This is a genomic window from Lentzea chajnantorensis, assembly GCF_054300775.1.
The window spans coordinates 1,358,345-1,374,152 of the sequence record NZ_JBSDZT010000002.1 but is presented as its reverse complement, the minus strand read 5'-3'; the positions used below and the strand labels follow the sequence as shown (position 1 = coordinate 1,374,152).

Here is a 15,808-nt window from a genome sequence, read left to right as displayed (position 1 = left end):
TTCCAGCCGCCCTCGACCGGGATGGAGGCGGAGACGCCGGGGCCGGAGTTGATCATCTTGTACAGCTCGGGGTGTGCGTACCCCTGGAAGCGGTGGTCGCTCATCGGTCAGTCCCCTCCTCTCAGCCCTGCAGGTGCTTTCCCCAGAGGGCGGTGTTGTCGCCCTCGACCATGCGGTACTGCTCCTCGATCGCGCGGAGCTGGTCGATGACCCCGATGAGCTGCTTCTTGTAGAACACCAGCGCGGCCAGGGCCTTCTCGCTGGTCTGCTCGTTGAACGCCTTGGAGGTCTCGCTGCTGATCGGGTCACCGGCCCAGGGCCTGGTGGGCAGCGCGTCCGACGAACGTTCGATCTTGGCCTCGAACTCGTCCAACGCGCGCTCGAACGCCGCCCTCGCCTGGGGAATGGCGGACGGGTCCACCTTCAGCCTGCGTTGACCGAACTCCGGAGGCGACGAAGTACCCCCACCATCCGCGAGATGCACGGCACACCCTCCTCAGTACGGCCCTCAGGATCGGGGCCGCGTGTGCATTTGGAACGACTTTAGCTCTGATGCATGACGCGGGTGACCGGTTCCCGGTAAAAGCGAGTAGTTCTGCTCACTTCGCCCGGAGCGCCGACCCCGCTGCCTCCGCGAGCGGCTTGGCCCTCTCACACGCGCTGTCCGCCGTGGAGTCATTACCCAGACCGGCGGTCACCGCAACCCTCAACAGCTGCCCTTCGTTGGCGTCGAGGAAGACCTCGCACTGGGCCGTCCTGTTCCCGGACCGGCCGGTGGCGAGGTAGGCGGGGTACCCGGCGACCTCCAGCTCGGTCAGCCCGGTCGCCTGGCCGACCGTCCTCTTCAGCCGGTCGGCGCCACCGTTGACCACGGTGTCGATGCTCCAGAGGAACTTGCGGTCCTCGTAGCTCGTGCCGCACCCCCTGCTGCCTTCGCCGTAGTCGGCGTCGGGCGTGCCGGGCTGCACGCTGCGGATGCCGAGCGCGGTCCTGGTCTCGGGGGTCACCAGCGTGCACGGGTCGAGCGCCAGCAGGTCGACGGCTCTGGGGCGGTTCACCGGTGCGCTCTTCGCAGACGTCCCGGTCTGCGTGCCGGCCGAGGTCTGCCCGCCCGCGGAGGGGGTGCCGGGTTCGGTGGAAGAACACCCGGTCAGGACCGCTGCCAGCAGGAACGGGACCACCACGCGACGCATGACGGTCAACGTATCGGATCGCCGAACGCGGAGTGTCGCGATTGCGGTGAGCCGAGTCACCCGCACGGCCCATTGCCGGTGACCCCCACTGAAAGGAAACCTTCTTTACGATAACCCGGAGCGCCGCCGCCCCGATGCGTCGAGGAGCGACATGCTGCGCAACCGACCACTACCGGCACTGGCCGTGGCGGCCCTGGGGCTAGCACTGCTGGTGCCCACCACGGCGGCCGCGGGTCCGGTGCCCGGCACGGGAGCGGCGCTGACCGTGACCGCACGGCCCGGTACCGCCTCCACCGTCCCCGACTGGCGCATGCAGAGCAGCGCCAGGGCCGCGCAGGCCGGTGACGTGATCTCCGGACCGGCCTATTCGGACACCGGGTGGCTGACGGTGCCCGCGCGGTCCACCGTCATGGCCGGCCTGGTGGCCAACGGCCGGTACCCGGACGTCCGGTTCTCCGAGAACATGAAGCAGGTCGACGCCGGCGACTTCAAGGTCGCCTGGTGGTACCGCAAGGTGTTCAGCGCCGACCCGCAGCCGGGCGTGCACACGTTCCTCCGGCTCAAGGGCGGCATCATCGCCCGCGGCGAGATCTGGTTGAACGGCAGCAAGGTCGCCGGCACCGACCAGGTCGTCGGCGCGTACCCGACGCACGAGTTCGACGTGACGCCGTTGCTGCGCAAGGGCGACAACGCGCTCGCGATCAAGGCGACGCCGGCCGACCCGCAGAACGAACTGCTGATCCACTTCATCGACTGGGCGCAGCTGCCGCCCGACCGCAACCAGGGGATCTTCCGCGACGTCACGTTCGAACCGAGCGGCCCGGTCTCGCTGCGCAACCCGCGCGTCGACACCGACCTGCCGCTGCCGGCCCTGACCAGCGCGAAGATCACCACGAAGGTCGACGCGCGCAACAACACCGGCCAGCCGGTCACCACCGAGGTCACCGCCGCGGTCGCCGGTCAGGTCCTCAAGCAGCGGGTGCAGCTCGCGGCCAACCAGACCAGGACCGTGACGTTCACCCAGGACCTGCGGGACCCGCGGGTGTGGTGGCCGTTCCAGATGGGCGCGCAGCCGCTCTACGAGGCCGTGCTCACCGCGAACGTCGGCACCACCGCGTCCGACAGCGCGAAGACCACCTTCGGCGTCCGCGAGGTGTCGTCGAGCCTCCGCGGCACCGGACGGCAGTTCACCGTCAACGGCAAGCCGTTCCTGATCCGCGGCGGTGGCTGGGCCTCGGACCTGTTCCTGCGCACGGACGTGCGCTACGTCGAGGACCAGCTCGACCTCGTGAAGGCCATGGGCATGAACACCCTCCGGCTGGAGGGCAAGCCGGAGAACGACGAGCTCTACGACCTGGCCGACCAGCGCGGCATCATGATCCTCACCGGCTGGGAGTGCTGCTCGAAGTGGGAGCGGTACGACTCGTTCGACGCCGAGGACGACCGGGTCGCCGGCGAGTCCGCGGAGAGCGAGGCACGGCGCATCCGCAACCACCCGAGCATGATCGGGTTCATGATCGGCTCCGACGCCGCACCCGGCGCCGGCCTGGAGAAGACCTACCTCGACGCGTTGCAGCGGGCCGAGTGGAACCTGCCGGTCATCTCGTCGGCCAAGAACATCGGCTCGCCGCAGCTGGGCAAGCCCGGCATGAAGATGGACGGCCCGTACTGGTGGGAGCCGCCGGTCTACTGGCACACCAAGCAGCTCGGCGGCGCGGCCGGGTTCGCCTCCGAGATCGGCCCCGGCGCGACCATCCCCGAGATGGACGAGCTGAAGAAGTTCCTGTCCGCCGCCGAGATCAACAGACTCACCGACTACAACGCGACGCAGTACCACCTGTCGCCGTCGGCCACGTTCGACAAGCTGACGTTCTGGGGCACCGCGCTCGACAACCGCTACGGCAAGCCGGCGAACGCCGAGGACCTGGTCCGCAAGGCGCAGCTCGCGAACTACGAGACGAACCGCGCGCAGTTCGAGGCGTTCGGCGACAACTTCAGCGACGCGACCAACCCGTCGACCGGTGTCATCTACTGGATGCTCAACAACGCCTGGCCGACGCTCTACTGGCACCTGTACGACTACTACCTCGCCACCGCGGGGTCGTACTTCGGCGCCAAGGCGGGACTGCGGCCGTTGCACGCCCAGTACTCCTACGACGACAAGTCGCTGTCCGTCATGAACACGAGCCTGCACCCGGCCACCGGCCACCGGCTGCAGATCACCCTGTTCAACCTCGACGGCACGCAGAAGGCCGACGAGACCCGGGCCGTGACCGCGGCGGCCAACGGTCCCACCAAGGCCGGCCTGCTGCCGCAGCCGTCCGGGCTGTCCACCACGTACTTCGTGCGCCTGCTGCTCAAGGACGCGGCCGGCCAGGTGGTGGACCGCAACGTCTACTGGCTCTCCACCAAGCCCGACACGCTGAACTACGGCGGTTCCACCTGGTACCACACGCCGCAGTCCGGGTACGCGGACCTCAAAGGCCTCAACGCGTTGAAGCCGGGCACGGTCACCTCGACCGTGTCGACCGCACCCGCCGGTGACGACCGGCAGGTCACCACCGTGACGCTGAAGAACACCGGCAGCACCGTGGCGTTCTTCGTGCGGGCGTCGCTGCGCAAGGGCACCGGCGGTGCCGAGGTGCTGCCGACGCGGTGGAGCGACAACTACGTGACGTTGTGGCCGGGCGAGACCCTGGCGCTGAAGGCCGAGTACCGGTCCTCGTCGCTCGGGTCCGCCCGGCCCGTCGTGGAGGTCTCCGGCCACAACGTGGCGAAGAAGTCCGTCAGCTGAGGTACCGCTCGACCACCACGGCAGGTCGCTCGACCGGTTCGCCCCGGTCGAGCGACCACGCCAGCCGCACGTACTGGGCGTGCGTCCAGGCCAGCGGGGTCGCCGACTGCGTGCCCCGGCCGTCCCACACCTGTTCGGGCAGCATCAGGCCGCTGTTCGCCGTCGCCGCGACCTCCCGCAACCGCTTGGCTGCACTCGCCTTGTCGCCCGCGAGCAGCTCGTACTCGCCGCGTTCACCGCTGAGCAACGGCCACAGCCGCCCGTACGTGCGGGTCGGCTCCGGCCAGTTGATGCCCCACGGGCGGCCGTCCGCGGTCTCGCCGTAGCCGTCCTGCGTGAACCGGTGCCAGTAGCCCTGTTCCTTCAGCTGCGCGTCGACCACGGCGACCGTGTTGCGGATGACCGGGTCGTCGGCGCGCTTCACGCCGAGCCGCACCAGTTCGAGGAAGCTCGGGTCGACGACGGCCCGCTGGTCGATGTCGGTCGGGTTGTTGTCACCGAGGTTGTACTTCGTACCCTGGTCGGGCTGCCCGTCCTTGGTGACGCGCAGGTAGTACGGCTTGGGCGCGTACGGGCCGGTGCTCGTCGCGGTCCAGCCCTCGACCTGCCGCTGCCACGCGTCGGCCGCGGCGAGGTAGCGGTCGGCGTTCTCCCCGTTGCGCCGCAGGAGGTCCGCGAAGCACACCAGGCCCGCGACCGCGGACGCGATCGTCGCCGGCGAGTACCCGCTCTGGTTCTCCCACCGCTCCTGCTCGCTGAACGGCGCGTCCGGGTAGCTCAGCAGGTAGTCGGCCGAACGGCGCAGAGCGTCCACCGTGGACCTGTCGCGCCGGTCCAGGTGCCACGCCAGCAGCAGCGGTGCCGCGGTCTGGTCGAGCTGGACCTTCAGCCACACCGGGGTGCCGTCGACCCGCGTGTTCTGCGGCAGGTGGCCGTCCGGCTCCTGCTGCTCACGCAGCATGAAGTCCAGCGAGCGCTCGGCGAACCCGCGGTCGCCGGCGGCGATCATGGCGGTGGACACGTGGTAGAGGTCGCGCGGCCACACGAGCGCGTACGGGCCGAGCTCCGGTGCCAGCTCCCGATCGGACCCGAAGGCCCACGGGAAGCTCGGCGACGCGATGGACGCACCGGGGTGCGTCTTGTCCTCGGTCGCCGCCAGCACCATCACGGACATGTCGTAGAGCCGCCGGTCCGCCGACCTCGGCCGCTTCAACCCGTCCAGGTACTGGTGCCAGCCGCGTGCGTACTCCCGTGCCACCACACGGAAATCGCGGTTCAGCGCCGCCCGTGCGACGCCGTCGCCGAACCCGACGGCGAACGTGCCACGAGCGTGCCGCACGGGTTCGGCGGGCAGCGTGCTCTCGACGGTGCTCGCGCCCTTCATCGGCACGTGGTCGATCGTCAGCTTCATCGGCTGCTTGGCCCAGAACTCCACGTCCGCCAGCACGGCCGCACGCTGCGGATCGGTGACGTAGGTGAGCACGGCGTGCCAGCCCTCACCGCGCAAGCGCTGCCGGAACGTCAACGACCGGTCGTCGGCGGGTTCGGTCCGCGCCTGACCGGGCCTGCCGTCGACCAGCAGCCGGGTCTCGCGGGTCGCCGGGGTGCTCAGATCGGGGTGGAAGACCTCGGACAGGCCTTGGTGGCCGAGCGTGAACCACACCGGGCTGCCACCTCTGGCCGTGCCGAACCCCTGTTTGTCCGCGGGGAGGGGGACGACCTCAGCGGCGTGCACGACCGGTGTCACCGCCACGAGAAGGAGCACGACGAGCGCCAGGATCTTCATGGCACTCGGAGTTCCCCGACCTAGAGATCACCACGCAGCAGGCTGTCGATGTCCTCGGGCGGACCGGGCCGCGCGAAGAACCAGCCCTGGCCGGTGTCGCAGCCCAGCCGCAGCAGCCGTGCGGCCTGAGCAGGCGTTTCGACGCCCTCGGCGGTGACGCCCAACGACAGCGCGTGCGCCAGCTGCACCAGCGTGGCCACGATCTGCGCGTCGACCGGGTCCTCCTCGTTCTCGGCGCGCAGGCCCTCCATGAACGAACCGGCGATCTTCAGCTCGTGCACGGGCAGGTGCTTGAGGTACGCCAGGTTGGAGTAGCCGGTGCCGAAGTCGTCGATCGCGATGCGCACACCCATGTCGCACAACGCTCGCAGCGCCTCCAACGGCTCGTCGGCGGTGCCCATGATCGCCGACTCGGTCAGCTCCAGCTGCAGGTGGTGCGGCGGCAGCGCGCACTCGTCGAGGATGCGCTTCACGTCCCGCACCAGCTCGGGGTCGCGGGACTGGCGCACGGCGAGGTTCACCGACACGAACGGTGCCGCGTCACCGAACTCGACCAGCCAGCGCCGCGCCTCCTCGCAGGCCTTGCGCAGCACCCACCGTCCCAAGGGGACGATCAGCCCGGTCTCCTCGGCCAGCTCGATGAACCGGTCCGGCGCGAGCCGCCCGAACTCCGGGTGCTGCCAGCGCACCAGCGCCTCGACGCCGACGACCGTGGAGTCCTCCAGCCGCACCAGCGGCTGGTACTCGACGTAGAACTCGTCGCGTTCCAACGCGCGCGGCATCGTGGCGGACAACGTGAAGCGGGCAACCTCGCGGGCGTTGCGCTCCGGGTCGTACAACGCCCAGCGCGCCTTGCCGTCGGCCTTCGCCCAGTACAGCGTGATGTCCGCGTCGCGCATCAGGTCGGCGGCCGTGGTGCCGGACAGCTGCCGTTCGACGATGCCGATCGAGGCCGACACCGACAGCTCGTGGCCGGCGATGCGGATCGGTGCCTCCAGCTCGGTCAGCACCCGACCGGCCACGTCGACGATGTCCTGTTCACCGGACGAGCCCTCGACCAGGATCACGAACTCGTCGCCGCCCATGCGGGCGACCAGCTTGCCCTCGCCGGACACCGAGTGGTCGAGCCTGCGCCCGACCTCGACCAGCAACTGATCGCCGACGTCGTGGCCGAGCGAGTCGTTGATGACCTTGAAACCGTCGAGGTCCAGGTAGCAGAGGCCGGCCCGCTGGTGCTTGCCGCGGTTGTTGAACACCCGGCCGAGGCGTTCCAGGAACAGCGCCCGGTTCGGCAGCCCGGTCAGCGGGTCGTGCAGCGCCTGGTAGCGCAGCCGGTTCTGCAGCAGGTGCCGGTCGGTGACGTCCTCGATCATCGCCACCTGGTACTGCGGCTCGCCGTGGTCGTCGCGGACCAGCGACAGCGTCAGGTGCGTCCACACCTGCTCGCCGTCAGCGCGGTGGAAGCGCTTCTCGGCCCGGTAGTGGTCGCACTCGCCCGCGATGAGCTGGTCGTAGAGCCGCCACACGCTGCCCGCGTCCTCGGGGTGCATGAGGTCGCGCACGTTGTACTGGCGCATCTCCTCGACGCTGAAGCCGAGCATGTCCTGCAACGCCTGGTTGACGTCCAGTATCCGGCCGTCGATGGCGGCGATGCCGATGCCGATCGCGGCCTCGGTGAACATGGCGCGGAACCGGGCCTCCGAGGCCCGCAGCGCCGCCTCCGCCTGGTCGCGGGCGTCCAGCACGGCCGCCCTGATCGCCTCCTGCTCGGCGAGCGTGCGTTCCCGCAGCGCGCGGGCGTACCCGGCGGACAGGGCGCCCTGCAGCGCGGCCAGCCGGGACCGCAACCGCGTGTCGTCGACCGCGCCCAGCTCGGCCAGCAGGTCGTCACCGAGCAGCTGGACCGTGCGGCCGAGGGTGTCGGTGCCGGTGAAGTGCGCGTCGACCAGCCGGGAGCCGATCTCGTAGCCGGGCTCGGTGCGGAACGGGCTCGCGTAGAGCGCCTCGACCAGCAGCACGGTCAGGTCCTGCAGGTGCTGGGCGACCTCGGCCCTGGTCATGGGGACGTAGCTGGACCCGATGACGGCCGTCGCCCAGCTGCGCGCGAACGACTCGGCACCGGCCAACACGGCCGGGTCCGAGGGAGAGCGGTCGTCGCGCACCCGGTGGTCAACCCGTTCGGTCATCGTCTCGGCCCTAACGCCACGAACGCGCAGCATACGGGCGGTTGCCGTGCGCAGTCACCTTTACGCCTTCCGGCCCAGCGCGCCGAACGCCGGGAAGGGCGTTCGCGAGCCGTTCAGGTCGTCCGGCGACTCGGGCCGCCAGGCCGGCAACCGCACCACACCCGGCTCCACCAGGTCGAACCCGTCGAACAAACGGGTGAACTCAGCCTCGTTGCGGTACGTCATCGGGGTGACGTCGCGGTCGTACACGCTGCGCACGGCCCGGTACGAGCCGGTCTCCTCGTCCGCCTCGTACCCGGCGTGGGAGATGGCGAGGTGGCTGCCCGGTGCGAGCCGGTCGCGGTACCCGCCGATGATGCCCAGCGGGTCCTCCTCGTCGGACACGAAGTGCAGCAGCGCGATCATCAGCACGGCGATCGGCTGGTCGAAGTCCAGCAGGCCGCCGACCTCGGGCGAGCCCAGCACGGCCGCGGGGTCGCGCACGTCGGCCTGCAGCACGGCCACCCGTCCGTTGCCGTTCAGCAGCGACCGGCTGTGGGCCACGGCGACCGGGTCGACGTCGACGTAGACGACCTTCGCGGCCGGGTCGGTGCCCTGCGCGATCTCGTGGACGTTGCCCACGGTCGGGATGCCGGAGCCCAGGTCGAGGAACTGCTGGACGCCCGCGCCGAGCAGGTGGCGCACGACCCGGCGCAGGAACGCGCGGTGGTTGAGGATGACGTCGCGCAGCTCGGGCATGACCTCCAGGGCCCGCTGCCCGACCGCGCGGTCGGCCGCGAAGTTGTGCGCGCCGCCCAACCAGTAGTCGTAGACCCGTGCGACGCTCGGCCGTTCCAGGTCGATGTCCCCCGGTGCCCAGTTCGGCCGCTCCACCGCTACCTCCACGTCGGATCCGCGCACCCACGTCATGGGCCGATCCGCCAGCGTTGCACATCGCGCCGTTGGCAGAATGCGGACCTCGTGAGGTTCCTGCGGCTTGCCGATCGGCGCAAGCACCACCAGAAGACCGTGCTGCTCCCACCCTCCCCGCCTCCCTCGTGGCGTTCCCACGAGCCCGACCTGCCGCTGACGTGGAGGAACTGACGTGAAGTGGCTCTTCGCCGTCATCTCGGCCGCTCTCGTCACCGCGGGCACCGCCGTGGCGCTGTGGTGGCTCAAGGCACCCGCGGTGGAGGTCGTGAAGACCGCCGGTGTCGCCGGTGGTGCCGTCATCGCGGTCTACGCGTTGTGGCTCAACGACCGCAAGCACCTGCTGGAGAGCGACAAGGTCGCCGACGAGCGGTTCGCGCGCTCGGTCGAGCTGCTCGGCAACGAGGCCGACCAGGTGCGCGTGGGCGCGATGCACGCGCTGGTGTGGCTCGCGAACTCGACGCCGCGCTACACGCAGACCGTGCTCGACGTGCTGTGCGCGTACCTGCGCCGCCCGTTCACGCACCCGTCGTGGGAGCACGAGCGCGCGGACCCGGACACGGTGTTCGTCACGGTCGACCCGGAGGTCCAGCGCGAGCAGCAGGTCCGCCGCACCGCGCAACGGCTGATCCGCGACCTGCTGTCGTGGGGGGACAGGAACAGGAAGGACTTCTACGACCTCGACCTGACCGGTGCCGCGCTGGAGTACTTCCAGCTCGACGGGCGGCGGGTGCACCGGTTCGTCTGCCGGCGCGCGCAGTTCTACGGCATCACCGAGTTCCGCGAGCTGCACGTGCGCAGCCGGGCGTTGTTCTCCGGTTCGACCTTCCACGGCCGGCTCTCGGTACCGGAGGCGCGGTTCGAGGGCGGGCTCGCGTTCACCGAGTGCAAGTTCCACGGCAGGGTGGACTTCCGCGGTGCCACCGTCGGCACGTTCCTGGCGCTCGTCGACCCGCCACCGCCGGAGCAGGTGGGCGAGCTGAGGTTGTTGCCCGGCACCGCTCTGCGCACGCCCAAGGAGGGTTGGTCGCTATCCGGCGGCACGCAGACGCCCCGCCCGCGCCTCGGCGACCACGTCCAGCAGGACGCGCGCGGCGGCGCTGACCGCGTGACCGGTGACGACCGCGGTCTCGGCAACGGGCACGTCCCCGCGCAGGCCGACGAAGTGCGCCCTGGTGGGCTTCACCGCGAAGGACTGCGGGACGAGCGCAACCCCGAGACCGAACCCGACGAAGTCCAGAAGTGAGTGCACGTCGTTGACCTCGACGGCGACGTGCCGCTCGACCCCGGCCGCGGTGAGGGTGCGGTCGACCTCGTCGCGCGTGCCCCAGTCGGCGTTGAAGTCGACGAACGCCTGCCCCCTCAGCTCGGTCAGCTCGACGCTTTCCCTGGTGGCGAAGGGACTTTCCGGCGCACAGGCGAGCACGAGCGGTTCACTGGCCAAAGTGGACACCCGGAGGTCGTCGGGCATCCTCGGCCGGCGCGTCACGAAGGCGAGGTCGAGCCGCCCGGCGCGGACGTCCTCGACCAGCTCGGCGTTGCCGGACTGGCGCATCCGGATCTCCACGCCGGGGTGCAGCTCGTGGAACCGCGCCAGCACGGCCGGCAGGTGCACCACGTGCAGGCACTGCAGGCTGCCGACGGACAACGTGCCGCGCAGCAGCCCTTGTACGGCGGCCACGGCGTCGCGCGCCGACTCGACGGTGCCCAGCGCGCGCCGGGCCTCCGGGAGCAGCGCGCGGCCCGCCTCGGTCAGCTCGACCTGGCGGGTGGTGCGCAGGAACAGCGGCGCGCCGAGCTCGACCTCCAGCGCGCGGATCGACGCCGACAGCCCCGACTGGGCGATGTGCAGGCGCCGCGCCGCCCTGGTGAAATGGGACTCCTCGGCGACCGCGACGAAGTGCTCCAGCTGCCGGAGTTCCACGATTCATCACCTGCGGTGCTCAATGAGATCACTTCTCTGCGTTGGACAGCTTAATGCAGGTGGAGCAGAGTGGAGGGCATGCAGAAGCGCCGAATCGGAGAAGTCGAGGTCAGCGCCATCGGACTGGGCGGCATGCCCATGTCGGTCCAGGGCCGGCCGGACCGCGCACAGGCCATCGAGACCATCCACGCCGCGCTCGACGCGGGCGTGACGTTCATCGACACCGCCGACGCCTACTCGCTCGACGACAGCGACTTCGGGCACAACGAGGAGCTGATCGCCGAGGGGTTGCGCGGTCGTTCCGAGGAGGTGTTCGTCGCGACGAAGGGCGGTCACACGCGCGTCGAGGGTGGCGGCTGGGCGCTCGACGGACGGCCCGAGTACCTGCGCAAGGCGGTCGACGGGTCGTTGCGGCGGCTGGGTGTAGACCAGATCTTCCTCTACCAGTTCCACCGGCCGGACCCGAAGACGCCGATCACCGAGTCGGTCGGGGCGCTCGCCGAGCTGCTGGACAACGGCAAGATCCGCTACGCGGGCGTGTCGAACTTCAACCCCGAGGAGATCGTGCAGGCCAACGAGGTCCTGGGCGGTCGGCTGGCCGCCGTGCAGAACCAGTTCTCGCCGTCGTTCCGGTCGAGCGAGCCGGAGCTGGAGCTGTGCGACAAGCTCGGCATCGCGTTCCTGCCGTGGAGCCCGTTCGGCGGCATCGGCAAGGCGGGCGCGCTGAGCGGGCCGTTCAAGGAGGTCGGCGACGCGCACGGGGTCAGCCCGCACCAGGCGTGCCTGGCGTGGATGCTGGCCAAGTCCGAGGTCGTCATCCCCATCCCGGGTGCTTCCCGGCCGGCGAGCACCACGGACTCGGCAGCGGCGACCCACCTGGAGCTGACCGCGGAGGAGCTGACCCGCCTGGACGGGTGAAGCCGGTGGCCGACTGAGCCGAATGGTCGCACGATCTAGTGCATGCGGACCTTGATCAGCATTGCGGCGATCGTCGCCGGGATGACCCCGGCCCCCGCGTCCGCGGTGCCCTTGCCCGAGGGCTCCGCGGACCACTTCGCGGGTTCACAGATCCTCCGGCACGAGGGGGTGGGGACCCGGACGGCCGCAGCACCACCGGCAGACGGCAAGGTGCCCGGCATGGACGTCAGCAGCCACCAGGGTGACGTCGACTGGGCGGACTCGTGGGCCAAGGGTGCGCGGTTCGCCTACGTCAAGGCGACCGAGGGCACCGACTACAAGAACCCGGACTACGCCCAGCAGTACAACGGCTCGCTCGGCGTCGGCATGATCCGCGGCGCGTACCACTTCGCGCTGCCCGACCGCTCCGACGGCGCCGAGCAGGCGAACTTCTTCGTCGACAACGGCGGGGGCTGGACGCCGAACAGCAAGACCCTGCCACCCGCGCTGGACATGGAGTACAACCCGTACGGCGACACCTGTTACGACATGTCCCAGGCGGAGCTGACGACGTGGGTGCGCTCGTTCAGCGACACGGTCTACGCGCGCACGAAACGGTATCCGGCGATCTACACGTCCACGAACTGGTGGAACAAGTGCGTCGGCGGCTCGTACAACTTCGGCGAGCACCACCCGTTGTGGATCGCGCGCTACGCCGACGAGCTCGGACCGCTCCCGGCCGGCTTCACCTTCCACACCATCTGGCAGTGGCAGGCCGCCGGCTTCTTCCCCGGCGACCAGAACCTCTTCAACGGCAAGTACGACCAACTGGCCCGCCTGGCCGCCCGTTGACCGCTCAACGCACGCGGGGAGCTTTCGTACTCTCCGAGAGTACGAAAGCTCCCCGCGTGCGGTTGAAGCGTCAGTCGAACAGGGCTGGGAGGGTGGCTTCCCAGGCCTCGCGGAGCTCGGTCAGGGGCAGCGAGCCGAGGTCCTGGATCTCCAGGGCGCCCGACTCCGGGTCGACGACGCCGACCTTGCGCCACGGCAGAGCGCGCGCGGTGCACATGTCGGTGAAGCGCTGCTCCTCGGTGCGAGGAACGGCCACGAGCACACGGCCGGCCGACTCGCTGAAGAGCTCGGTGAACAGGTCGCCCTCCAGGAAGACCCGCGCACCCGTCTCGCCGATGAGGCACGTCTCGACCAGGGCCTGGGCCAGACCGCCCTCGGACAGGTCGTGCGCGGCGGAGACCATGCCGTCGCGGGAGCCCGCGACGAGGACCTCGCCGAGCAGCTTCTCGCGCTGCAGGTCGACCTTCGGCGGCAGACCGCCGAGGTGGCGGTGGACGACGTGCGCCCACTCCGACCCGCCGAACTCGGCGCGCGTCTCACCGAGCAGCAGCAGCGTCTCGCCGGCCTCGGCCCCGATCCCGGTGGGGATGCGGCGCCGCACGTCGTCGATCACGCCGAGCACGCCCACGACCGGCGTCGGCAGGATCGCCGTGGAACCGGTCTGGTTGTAGAAGCTGACGTTGCCGCCGGTCACCGGGATGCCCAGCTCCACGCAGCCGTCCGCGAGGCCCTTCACGGCCTGCTCGAACTGCCACATGACACCGGGGTCCTCCGGCGAGCCGAAGTTGAGGCAGTTCGTGACCGCGACCGGCGTGGCACCGGTGGCGGCGACGTTGCGGTAGGCCTCGGCCAGCGCCAGCTGCGCACCCGCGTACGGGTCGAGCTTGGTGTAGCGGCCGTTGCAGTCGGTCGAGAGCGCCACACCGCGGTGCGTGTCCTCGCCGATGCGGATCATGCCGCCGTCGCTGGGCTGCGCCAGGACCGTGCCACCGCGCACGTACCGGTCGTACTGCTGGGTGACCCACCGCTTGGAGGCCAGGTTGGGGCTGGCCGCCTGGGACTTGATCAGCTCCAGCAGCTCGTCCTTCGCGGGCTTCGCGAGGGCGTCCGGCGTGTTCGCCTGCAGCTCGTCCTGGTCGGCGGGCCGCTGGATCGGCCGGTTGTAGACCGGGCCCTCGTGGGCGACGGTCCGCGGCGGCACGTCCACGACGACCTCGTCGTGGTACGTGATGACCAGGCGGTTGCCTTCCGTCACCTCACCGATCTCGGTGGCGATGACGTCCCACTTGCGGCAGACCTCCATGAACGCGTCGACGTTGTGCGGCTCGACGACCGCGCACATGCGTTCCTGGGACTCGCTGGACAGGATCTCCGCCGGCGTCATGCCCGTGGCCCGCAGCGGAACCCGGTCGAGCCACACGTGCATGCCGCCGTCGCCCGCGGACGCCAGCTCGCTCGTGGCGCAGGACAGACCCGCGCCGCCGAGGTCCTGGATGCCGACGACGATGCCCTTCTCGAAGAGCTCCAGGGAGCACTCGATCAGCACCTTCTCGGTGAACGGGTCGCCGACCTGCACGCTCGGCAGCTTCTTGCGCTTGCCGGCCGTGTCGTCGAACGTCTCGCTCGCGAGCACGGACACGCCACCGATGCCGTCGAGGCCGGTGCGCGCGCCGTAGAGGATGACCTTGTTGCCGGCACCGGACGCGTGCGCCAGGTGCAGGTCCTCGACCTTCATCGCGCCGACGCACAGCGCGTTGACCAGCGGGTTGCCCTGGTAGGTCTCGTCGAACACGACCTCGCCGCCGATGTTCGGCAGGCCGAGGCAGTTGCCGTAGCCTCCGACGCCCGCGACGATGCCGGGCAGCACGCGCCTGGTGTCGGGCGCGTCCGGCGCGCCGAAGCGCAGCGGGTCCATGACCGCGAGCGGCCGGGCACCCATCGCGAGGATGTCGCGCACGATGCCGCCGACCCCCGTCGCCGCACCCTGGTAGGGCTCGACGTAGGACGGGTGGTTGTGGCTCTCGGCCTTGAACGTGACCGCCCAGCCGTCACCGATGTCGACCACACCGGCGTTCTCGCCGATGCCCGCGAGCATCTTCGACTTCATCTCGTCGGTCGTGGTCTCGCCGAAGTACTTCAGGTGCACCTTGGACGACTTGTAGGAGCAGTGCTCGCTCCACATGACCGAGTACATGGCGAGCTCGGCGTCCGTCGGCCTGCGGCCGAGGATCTCCTTGATGCGCGCGTACTCGTCGTCCTTCAGGCCCAGCTCCTTGTAGGGCTGCTCCTGGTCGGGGGTGCTCTCGGCGTTCTTGACGGTGTCCACGGTCATGCCTTCACCTGCACTGCGTCGAGGAGGGACAGGAACATCCCCAGTCCGTCGTCCGTCGGGCCGGTGAGCGCGTCGATCGCGTGCTCGGGGTGCGGCATGAGGCCGACGACGTTGCCCCTGGCGTTCGTGATGCCCGCGATGTTGTTGCGGCTGCCGTTGGGGTTCTCGCCGACGTACCGGAAGACGACGCGGCCTTCACCTTCGAGCTCGTCGAGGGTCCGGTCGTCGGCCTGGTAGCCGCCCTCACCCGACTTCAGCGGCACGAGGACCTCGGCGCCGGCGTCGTAACGGGTGGTCCACGCGGTGCTGTTGTTCTCGACCTTCAACCACTGGTCGCGGCACACGAAGTGCAGCTTGTGGTTGCGGACCAGCGCACCCGGCAGCAGGTGGGCCTCGGCGAGGATCTGGAAGCCGTTGCAGATGCCCAGCACGGGCATCCCCCTGTTCGCGGCCTCGACCACCTCCTGCATGACCGGCGCGAACCGGGCGATGGCACCGCAGCGCAGGTAGTCGCCGTAGGAGAACCCGCCGGGGACGATGACCGCGTCAACGCCCTTCAGGTCGTGGTCGCCGTGCCAGAGCGGCACGGCCTCCCCGTCCGCGTACCTGACGGCTCGCTGTGCGTCGACGTCGTCGAGGGTGCCGGGGAAGGTGATGACCCCGACCCTCATGCGTCGACCCTGCGCACGGTCCAGTCCTCGATCACGGGGTTCGCGAGGAAGGTCTCAGCGATCTTGGCGAGCGTGGCGTCGTCGACGTCGTCGGCGACCTCCAGCTCGAAGTGCTTGCCCTGGCGGACAGCGGTGATGCCGTCAAAACCGAGGCGCGGCAGCGCGTTCGCCACCGCCTGGCCTTGCGGGTCGAGAATTTCGGGCTTCGGCATGACGTCGACGACGACTCGGGCCACGACAGACTGCTCCCGGGATTCGAGGGGG

12 protein-coding genes and 1 pseudogene are annotated in these 15,808 nt (G+C 70.1%); 4 read left to right on the top strand and 9 right to left on the bottom strand.

Features of this window, described 5'->3' with window-relative positions; genetic code table 11:
• Positions 1-121: 121 nt before the first annotated feature.
• Both ACVDFE_RS07410 and ACVDFE_RS07405 read right to left on the bottom strand, forming a co-directional pair.
• The gene (locus ACVDFE_RS07410) at positions 122-484 is read right to left on the bottom strand and encodes a transcriptional regulator (protein WP_458429994.1); all 363 of its coding nucleotides are present in this window, start codon (positions 482-484) and stop codon (positions 122-124) included.
• Positions 485-599: 115 nt separating this feature from the next.
• The gene (locus ACVDFE_RS07405; protein ID WP_458429993.1) at positions 600-1,193 is read right to left on the bottom strand and encodes a DUF3558 domain-containing protein; all 594 of its coding nucleotides are present in this window, start codon (positions 1,191-1,193) and stop codon (positions 600-602) included.
• A gap of 151 nt (positions 1,194-1,344) precedes the next feature.
• Here ACVDFE_RS07405 and ACVDFE_RS07400 point away from each other — a divergent pair, with 151 nt between their 5' ends.
• Positions 1,345-3,987: a glycosyl hydrolase 2 galactose-binding domain-containing protein gene (locus ACVDFE_RS07400; RefSeq protein WP_458429991.1), complete on the top strand. Its 2,643-nt coding sequence runs from the start codon at positions 1,345-1,347 to the stop codon at positions 3,985-3,987.
• Here ACVDFE_RS07400 and ACVDFE_RS07395 read toward each other — a convergent pair.
• The 3 genes from ACVDFE_RS07395 to ACVDFE_RS07385 are packed head-to-tail and all read right to left on the bottom strand — an operon-like array spanning position 3,980 to position 8,844.
• Entirely contained in the window at positions 3,980-5,773 is a 1,794-nt protein-coding gene (locus tag ACVDFE_RS07395; protein ID WP_458429990.1) for a glycoside hydrolase family 15 protein, read from the bottom strand. The two genes, ACVDFE_RS07400 and ACVDFE_RS07395, sit on opposite strands and share 8 nt — an antisense overlap.
• Positions 5,774-5,793: 20 nt before the next feature.
• On the bottom strand, positions 5,794-7,959 hold the full coding sequence (locus ACVDFE_RS07390) for a putative bifunctional diguanylate cyclase/phosphodiesterase (RefSeq protein ID WP_458429989.1): 2,166 nt from the start codon (positions 7,957-7,959) through the stop codon (positions 5,794-5,796).
• 60 nt (positions 7,960-8,019) lie between these two features.
• The gene (locus ACVDFE_RS07385) at positions 8,020-8,844 is read right to left on the bottom strand and encodes an SAM-dependent methyltransferase (RefSeq protein WP_458429988.1); all 825 of its coding nucleotides are present in this window, start codon (positions 8,842-8,844) and stop codon (positions 8,020-8,022) included.
• Positions 8,845-9,298: 454 nt separating this feature from the next.
• Here ACVDFE_RS07385 and ACVDFE_RS07380 point away from each other — a divergent pair.
• Positions 9,299-9,745 (top strand): annotated as a pseudogene (locus ACVDFE_RS07380) (hypothetical protein); the annotation flags it as partial.
• Positions 9,746-9,898: 153 nt separating this feature from the next.
• Here the strand turns inward: ACVDFE_RS07380 and ACVDFE_RS07375 are convergent.
• Positions 9,899-10,792: a LysR family transcriptional regulator gene (locus tag ACVDFE_RS07375; RefSeq protein ID WP_458429987.1), complete on the bottom strand. Its 894-nt coding sequence runs from the start codon at positions 10,790-10,792 to the stop codon at positions 9,899-9,901.
• Between the two features lie 78 nt (positions 10,793-10,870).
• On the opposite strand from ACVDFE_RS07375, the gene ACVDFE_RS07370 reads away from it, so the two are divergent.
• Positions 10,871-11,710, top strand: a complete 840-nt coding sequence (locus ACVDFE_RS07370; protein WP_360394368.1) for an aldo/keto reductase — start codon at positions 10,871-10,873, stop codon at positions 11,708-11,710.
• Between the two features lie 42 nt (positions 11,711-11,752).
• Entirely contained in the window at positions 11,753-12,541 is a 789-nt protein-coding gene (locus tag ACVDFE_RS07365; protein ID WP_360394365.1) for a lysozyme, read from the top strand.
• A 70-nt stretch (positions 12,542-12,611) separates the two neighbouring features.
• Here ACVDFE_RS07365 and purL read toward each other — a convergent pair whose 3' ends face one another.
• Genes purL through purS form a run of 3 tightly spaced genes read right to left on the bottom strand, consistent with a single transcriptional unit; the run spans position 12,612 to position 15,780 of the window.
• Positions 12,612-14,873 carry a phosphoribosylformylglycinamidine synthase subunit PurL gene (gene purL, locus ACVDFE_RS07360; protein WP_458429984.1) on the bottom strand — a complete coding sequence of 754 codons (2,262 nt, stop codon included), beginning with the start codon at positions 14,871-14,873 and terminating at the stop codon, positions 12,612-12,614.
• The gene (purQ, locus tag ACVDFE_RS07355) at positions 14,870-15,544 is read right to left on the bottom strand and encodes a phosphoribosylformylglycinamidine synthase subunit PurQ (RefSeq protein WP_458429982.1); all 675 of its coding nucleotides are present in this window, start codon (positions 15,542-15,544) and stop codon (positions 14,870-14,872) included. The genes purL and purQ overlap by 4 nt, the downstream gene beginning before the upstream one ends.
• Positions 15,541-15,780, bottom strand: coding sequence for a phosphoribosylformylglycinamidine synthase subunit PurS (purS, locus tag ACVDFE_RS07350; RefSeq protein ID WP_053739663.1), 240 nt, complete (start codon positions 15,778-15,780; stop codon positions 15,541-15,543). The genes purQ and purS overlap by 4 nt, the downstream gene beginning before the upstream one ends.
• Positions 15,781-15,808 lie beyond the last annotated feature (28 nt).

Coding starts and splice junctions, on each gene's coding strand:
- ACVDFE_RS07405 (WP_458429993.1), bottom strand. CDS start 1,193: ATGCGTCGCGTGGTGGTCCCGTTCCTGCTGGCAGCGGTCCTGACCGGG.
- purQ (WP_458429982.1), bottom strand. CDS start 15,544: ATGAGGGTCGGGGTCATCACCTTCCCCGGCACCCTCGACGACGTCGAC.
- ACVDFE_RS07395 (WP_458429990.1), bottom strand. CDS start 5,773: ATGAAGATCCTGGCGCTCGTCGTGCTCCTTCTCGTGGCGGTGACACCG.
- ACVDFE_RS07365 (WP_360394365.1), top strand. CDS start 11,753: ATGCGGACCTTGATCAGCATTGCGGCGATCGTCGCCGGGATGACCCCG.
- ACVDFE_RS07400 (WP_458429991.1), top strand. CDS start 1,345: ATGCTGCGCAACCGACCACTACCGGCACTGGCCGTGGCGGCCCTGGGG.
- ACVDFE_RS07390 (WP_458429989.1), bottom strand. CDS start 7,959: ATGACCGAACGGGTTGACCACCGGGTGCGCGACGACCGCTCTCCCTCG.
- ACVDFE_RS07370 (WP_360394368.1), top strand. CDS start 10,871: ATGCAGAAGCGCCGAATCGGAGAAGTCGAGGTCAGCGCCATCGGACTG.
- purL (WP_458429984.1), bottom strand. CDS start 14,873: ATGACCGTGGACACCGTCAAGAACGCCGAGAGCACCCCCGACCAGGAG.